The following is a 5,827-nucleotide window of genomic DNA, read 5'->3' on the forward strand; positions in this document are numbered from 1 at the left end:
TCACAACTATGAACCCACCGCGGCTCACCAGCATTGCATCGACACGCTGAAGCCCTATGGCCGGCCGCTGATCTGCACGGAATATATGGCCCGGCTGCGCAACAGCACCTTCTTTAATATCATGCCGATGTTGAAAAAGGAAAAGGTCGCCGCCATCAACTGGGGGCTCGTGGCGGGCAAGACCAATACGATGTATGCCTGGGATACGCCGATGCCGGACGGAAAGGAGCCCAAGGTTTGGTTTCATGATATCTTCCGCCCGGATGGGTCGGTTTATGATAAGAAGGAGGTGGAGTTTATTAAGAGCGAGACAGGGAAATAAGAAAATCTTCCATATTCGCAGGCGAGACACTTTGGGTGGTCGCCTGCGAATAATTTGCGATAAAGGTTTGTGAAAATCGAACGCGTTCTTTCGGATTCAATTTGATCTCAATAGCCGTCATTTCTCCATCGACCTCTTCTATGAGATCGATCTCCTGTTGTTGCGTGGTCCGCCAGAAATATTGGCGGACATCCTTTCCTTCATATCGCATCATCTTCATCCGTTCTGCAATAACAAAGTTCTCCCATAAAGCGCCCCGATCCTGTCTCAGGGGAAAGGGTTTGAAGTCATTGATTATCGCGTTTCGTATTCCGCAGTCGTAGAAATAAATTTTCTTCCCCAGTCGGATCTCCGTTCGCACATTTCTGTTGAGGGCCGGTAGTCGAAACACGACAAATGTCTGTTCGAGTAAATGGATATAGCGTTCGACGGTCTTTCGGTCGGAACCGATGGTCTGAGCTACTTCCTGATAGTTCACTTCACTGCCCACCTGTAAGGCCAGCGCTTTTAATAACTTCTCCAGCAGCGCGGGCTTCCTTATCTGATCAAGGATCAGAATATCTTTGAACAGGTAACTGTCGGCCAATGATCTCAGTAAGGTTTTTTCCGCTGATTCGCTGGTTACGATATCGGGATAATAGCCATATACCAGGCGTTGTTCGAGAAGCCTTTTTTCGGCCAACAGCCCATGATGACGCACCATTTCAGAAAAACTCAACGGATAAAGCATATGCTCGTATTTGCGTCCCGTCAAAGGTTCACTGGTTTTATTGGAAAGCTCGAAGGCGGAGGAGCCTGTGGCTATGACCTGGATAGTTTTCAATTGATCCGTGAAAAGCTTTAGGGTCAGGCCTATGTCGGGAATACGTTGAGCTTCGTCGATAAAGACGATCTTCTTGTTCCCGGCGAGCGCTTTTAACCTGGCCGAAGTGGTATTGGAAAGCATTTCTCTGAGGTCGGCTTCGTCTCCATTCAGGTATAGATGGTCGGTGTCCTTTAACAGATCTTCCACGAGCGTCGACTTTCCACATTGGCGGGCGCCAAAGATTAAAATGGCTTTGCCTTTAAACAATTGCTTTTGTATTACTGCTTTTAAAGTCCGCTCGATCATAACAAAATAGGATTACAATATTATAAAATTATAATAAAACAGGATTATAATCCTATATCATTATAATAATTTGGGATTAAAACGGGCAAAATTTAGTCCATTTTATTGACTATCAATTACTTGATATTTTTAAATGCCGCGCGCAACTCGCCGGCTGGCAGTAAGGCGGCGATCTTGCGTGTAGCGATCGCTACCTGATTGCGGACGGTCAGCACCGAGAGATGCAGGACGTCCGCAACTTCTTTATATTTCATCCCCTCTTCTTTCACCAGCTGGAAGATGATGCGGCATTGGGGCGGCAGCTGCCGGATCGCCAGGCGGATCTTCCCGACGGCATCCGCGGAGATACAAAGCGACTCGGGATCGTCGAAGCTGATCAAGACTTCGGGATCGGCCTCGTCGAGGCTCAGCACTACTTTCTTGAACTGCTGGGTGAGATAGTTGTAGGAGAAATTGCGGGCGAGAGTGAACAGATAGACTTTCAGATTTTCGATCTCCATCAGCCGCCCGCGGATCTGCCACAATTTGATGAATACATCCGAGACAATGTCCTGAGCGGTATCCCGACTCTTTACGAAGGCGCATGCAAACCGGTGAAGGCCAGGGTATAGCAGCCCATACAATTGCTCATAGGCTTTCATATCCTCGTACAAAGCGATCTTCTGCTGCAGTTGTTTTATTTGGGCAAGCTCCTGGTCCATCGCGGCCCTTAAAATTACGCAAAAAAGCGTATCTTCGCCGGCTCTTCCGCCCCCATTGGGGTGGCTTGTTCACTTACTGTTGTAATAACAGCAAACTCTATCATGAAGCGTAAAACGGACAATTTCAGCAAGTTCTATAACAAAAAGAACAACGCTGCCATCAAAGAAGCCTTCCGGCAGGAAAAGAAAACCGCCAAGCGGGAACGCAAAGAAGCCATCGAAAAACATTTCGAAGAAAAACGCAAAGCCCGCTTCGGCGAGCCACAGCAGCCCCAACGCCCCGTCCGCGGCGGCAAGCCGGCCTTTGGCGCGAAAGCTGCGCCCGGCGCGAAAGCTGGACCAGGCAAACAAGTTCCGATGGCCAACGCAGCCCCCGGCAAACCTTCGCCGACCGCGAAAGCGGCACCCGGTGCAAGCACGGCCCAAGGGAGATTCACGCCGACGAAAGCGGGCCCCGGTAAGCTAGCCCACGGTGCACCCACGGCACCCGGCGCGAAACCTGCATCCGGCGCGAAACCCGCGACCGGCGCACCCGCCCACCACGGCGAACAGCTTCCGCTCAACAAATATATCGCCCACTCCGGCGTCTGCTCCCGCCGCGACGCCGCCGATCTCATCAAACTAGGCAAGGTCACCGTCAACGGCAAACCCGTTACCGAACCGGGCACAAAGGTCCTCCCCACCGACACCGTCAAGGTCAACGGCAAGCAGGTCACCATCTCCCGCAACTTTGTTTATGTCTTGTTGAACAAGCCAAAGGATTATATCACCACGACCGACGACCCGCAGGGCCGCAAGACCGTGCTCGATCTCATCCGCCAGGCCACGCCCGAACGCGTCTTCCCCATCGGCCGTCTCGACCGCAACACCTCCGGCGTGCTGCTGCTGACCAACGATGGCGACCTCGCCCAGAAACTCGCGCACCCCAGCCACGAGATCAAGAAGATCTATCATGTCGTGCTGGACAAGCCGCTTACAAAAGCCGACTTCGACAAGATCATCGGCGGCATCATCCTCGAAGACGGCCCGGCCCTGGTCGACGTCCTCGCCTATGCCGATCCCAAGGACAAGACGCAGATCGGGCTGGAGATCCATAGCGGCCGCAACCGCATCGTCCGCCGCATCTTCGAGTATCTCGGCTATGATGTTCGCGGGCTCGATCGCGTGATGTACGCGGGCCTCACCAAAAAGAACGTCCAGCGCGGTCATTGGCGCCTCCTCAACGAAAAGGAGATCCGCATCTTAAAATATCTCAACTCTTCGTTCAAAGGATCGCTTGCACCCAAGCGCACCGCGGAAAGCGCTGCCGCCAAACGGTCGGATGCCGCAGCAGCCGCCGCCAAAGGACCCAACGCCGCATCTGGCGCAACCCCGCAACTCCGGGCAATGGCCACCGCCCAACCCAGCGCAAAAGCCAAACCGGCGCGGTCCATCCCGCCCAAGGGCCAGAAACCGGCCAAACCCACCAAGGGCCGCAAACCCTATAACCCGAAATCCCCCCGGCCCGAAAAAGAATAATCGTCCCCCATGCAAAAATTAGACATCCTCTTCGAGAACGAGGCCTTCGTTGCCGTCAACAAACCCGCCGGGCTGCTCAGCATCCCCGACCGGGAAGGCAAGGAACAATCGATAAGATCCCTCCTCCGCGAAAAATACGGCAACATCTTCACGGTGCACCGCCTCGACCGCGATACCAGCGGTGTCATCCTCTTCGCGCGCGATGAGGCCACCCACAAATACCTCTCCGGCATCTTCGAGAACCGCGAGGTCGAGAAGATCTATCAGGGTCTCGTCCAGGGCACGCTGCCCCAAAAGCAGGGGAGCATCGATCTGCCCATCATGGAGCACCCGGTAAAGCCCGGCGTGATGGTCATCAACAAACATGGCAAGGCCTCGCTCACCGACTACGAGGTCCTCGAGGAACTCGGCCTTTACTCGCTTGTCCAGTTTCGAATTCATACGGGGAGGACACATCAGATACGCGTTCATATGCAATCTATGGGGCATTCGATCGTCTGCGATGAAACCTATGGCGATGCGCGGCCCGTGTTCATCTCCGCCATCAAGCGCAACTACAAGCTCTCCCGCACCGAAGAGCAGGAACGCCCCATCCTCTCGCGGCTCGCACTGCACTCCTACCTTCTCCATTTCACCGATGCCGCCGGCACAGCCCATACCCTCGAGGCTCCGCTGCCAAAGGATATGCGGGCGCTGTTGGCGCAGTTGAAAAAATGGGCTCACTAACCCGGCCGGCGCCCCGCAGCGGGCCGACCGCCCCCACTAAATTCGTCGAACACCGATCCAAATTCGTCGAATATCGATCCCGGTTGGCCGGGAATGGAATAATTTAGGCTACGGCCATTCGGCCGGGTAAATCAGCCTCCATGTTCAAAAATTTCTTCACCGTCGCCCTGCGGAGCATGACCCGCAGCAAGGTCTATACCGCCATCAATATCTTCGGCCTCTCCACCGGCATGGCCGTCGCCCTCCTCATCGGCCTTTGGGTCCACGACGAACTCACCTTTAACCAATCCTTTCCCAACTATAGCCGCATCGGCAACGTCATGCGCGACATCGGGATCAACGGAACACGCAGCGCCTACGGCGGAGCGCCCTATGAAATGGAAGCCGAACTGCGCACCCACTACGGCCGCTACTTCAAGCACATCGCCTACGCCACCTATCCCGATAACAATGTCCTGATCGTCAACGGAAAAAGCTTTCGCGTCAACGGCCAGTTCATGGGAGAAGAGATGCCGCAGATCCTCAGCCTCCATCTTTTGCAAGGCAGTCCCAACGGGCTTCACGATCCCAGTTCGATCTTTCTCTCCGCCTCCACGGCAAAGGCGCTTTTCGGCAGCGCCGACCCGCTCGGCAAGACCGTGAAGCTGGACAGCGGGCAGTTGGTGCAGGTGACGGGTGTCTATGCCGACCTGCCCTACAATTCGGACTTCAAGGATCTCGCCTTCATCGCCCCCTCGGACCTCTACTACGCCATGCATCCGCCGTCCGCAAACGTGGGCAACCACTGGCGTTTTTATAATCTCTTCGACGTCTATGTCCAGCTCGCCGACGGCGTCGACTGGAAGACCGTCGACGAAAAGATCCGGCTTCTCCGCCGCGATAAAATGGATCTGGCCACCTTCAACGCCGACAGATCTTACCAGTTTGTCTACCCGATGTCGCGGTGGCATCTTTATGATCCCCTCCAGTTGCCAGGAACGCGTAACAAGATCCAATATGTCTGGCTGCTGGGGCTCATCGGGGTCTTCGTGCTGCTGCTGGCCTGTATCAACTTTATGAACCTGTCCACGGCCCGCAGCGAAAAACGCGCAAAGGAGGTGGGTATCCGCAAGACCATCGGCTCGTTGCGGAGTCAGATCATCCTGCAGTTCTTCGGCGAATCGCTTTTCGCCGTCGGCTGCTCCCTCGTCTTTTGTATCCTCTTCACGCAGTTGCTGCTGCCTGTGTTCAATGACCTCACGGATAAGAAACTTTCCCTCCTCTGGCTCAACGCCGGGTTCTGGGGCATCATGCTCCTCTTCGGGCTGCTCACCGGCATCATCGCGGGTTGCTATCCGGCGCTCTCACCATCACCAAAACCCCCGGTCTGGAGGAACATTTTCAAAACTTCCGCCAGGACCTTAAAACAGAAAATATCGTCACGGATGCCGCCCTCGTGGTGAGCCCGCC

At 54.8% G+C, this 5,827-nt stretch carries 5 protein-coding genes and 1 pseudogene; 4 read left to right on the top strand and 2 right to left on the bottom strand.

Annotated features, from left to right (window positions below; all coding sequences use genetic code 11):
• Window positions 1–322: pseudogene (locus tag VGM48_RS09295) on the top strand (1,4-beta-xylanase); the annotation flags it as partial.
• Here VGM48_RS09295 and VGM48_RS09300 read toward each other — a convergent pair.
• On the bottom strand, window positions 300–1,433 hold the full coding sequence (locus tag VGM48_RS09300; protein ID WP_331578313.1) for an ATP-binding protein: 1,134 nt from the start codon (window positions 1,431–1,433) through the stop codon (window positions 300–302). The pseudogene VGM48_RS09295 and the gene VGM48_RS09300 sit on opposite strands and share 23 nt — an antisense overlap.
• 116 nt (window positions 1,434–1,549) lie before the next feature.
• Complete coding sequence (locus tag VGM48_RS09305; RefSeq protein ID WP_331578315.1) at window positions 1,550–2,134, bottom strand: RNA polymerase sigma-70 factor; 585 nt, start codon at window positions 2,132–2,134, stop codon at window positions 1,550–1,552.
• Window positions 2,135–2,236: 102 nt separating this feature from the next.
• Here VGM48_RS09305 and VGM48_RS09310 point away from each other — a divergent pair, with 102 nt between their 5' ends.
• From VGM48_RS09310 to VGM48_RS09320, 3 genes are all read left to right on the top strand, one after another.
• Window positions 2,237–3,652: a pseudouridine synthase gene (locus VGM48_RS09310; RefSeq protein ID WP_331578317.1), complete on the top strand. Its 1,416-nt coding sequence runs from the start codon at window positions 2,237–2,239 to the stop codon at window positions 3,650–3,652.
• 9 nt (window positions 3,653–3,661) lie between these two features.
• Entirely contained in the window at window positions 3,662–4,378 is a 717-nt protein-coding gene (locus VGM48_RS09315; protein WP_331578319.1) for an RluA family pseudouridine synthase, read from the top strand.
• 140 nt (window positions 4,379–4,518) lie between these two features.
• On the top strand, window positions 4,519–5,820 hold the full coding sequence (locus VGM48_RS09320; RefSeq protein ID WP_331578321.1) for an ABC transporter permease: 1,302 nt from the start codon (window positions 4,519–4,521) through the stop codon (window positions 5,818–5,820).
• Window positions 5,821–5,827: the final 7 nt, after the last annotated feature.

It is taken from the genome of Puia sp. (assembly GCF_036500295.1).
GTDB lineage: Bacteria > Bacteroidota > Bacteroidia > Chitinophagales > Chitinophagaceae > Puia.

Coding starts and splice junctions, on each gene's coding strand:
- VGM48_RS09300 (WP_331578313.1), bottom strand. CDS start 1,433: ATGATCGAGCGGACTTTAAAAGCAGTAATACAAAAGCAATTGTTTAAA.
- VGM48_RS09305 (WP_331578315.1), bottom strand. CDS start 2,134: ATGGACCAGGAGCTTGCCCAAATAAAACAACTGCAGCAGAAGATCGCT.
- VGM48_RS09310 (WP_331578317.1), top strand. CDS start 2,237: ATGAAGCGTAAAACGGACAATTTCAGCAAGTTCTATAACAAAAAGAAC.
- VGM48_RS09315 (WP_331578319.1), top strand. CDS start 3,662: ATGCAAAAATTAGACATCCTCTTCGAGAACGAGGCCTTCGTTGCCGTC.
- VGM48_RS09320 (WP_331578321.1), top strand. CDS start 4,519: ATGTTCAAAAATTTCTTCACCGTCGCCCTGCGGAGCATGACCCGCAGC.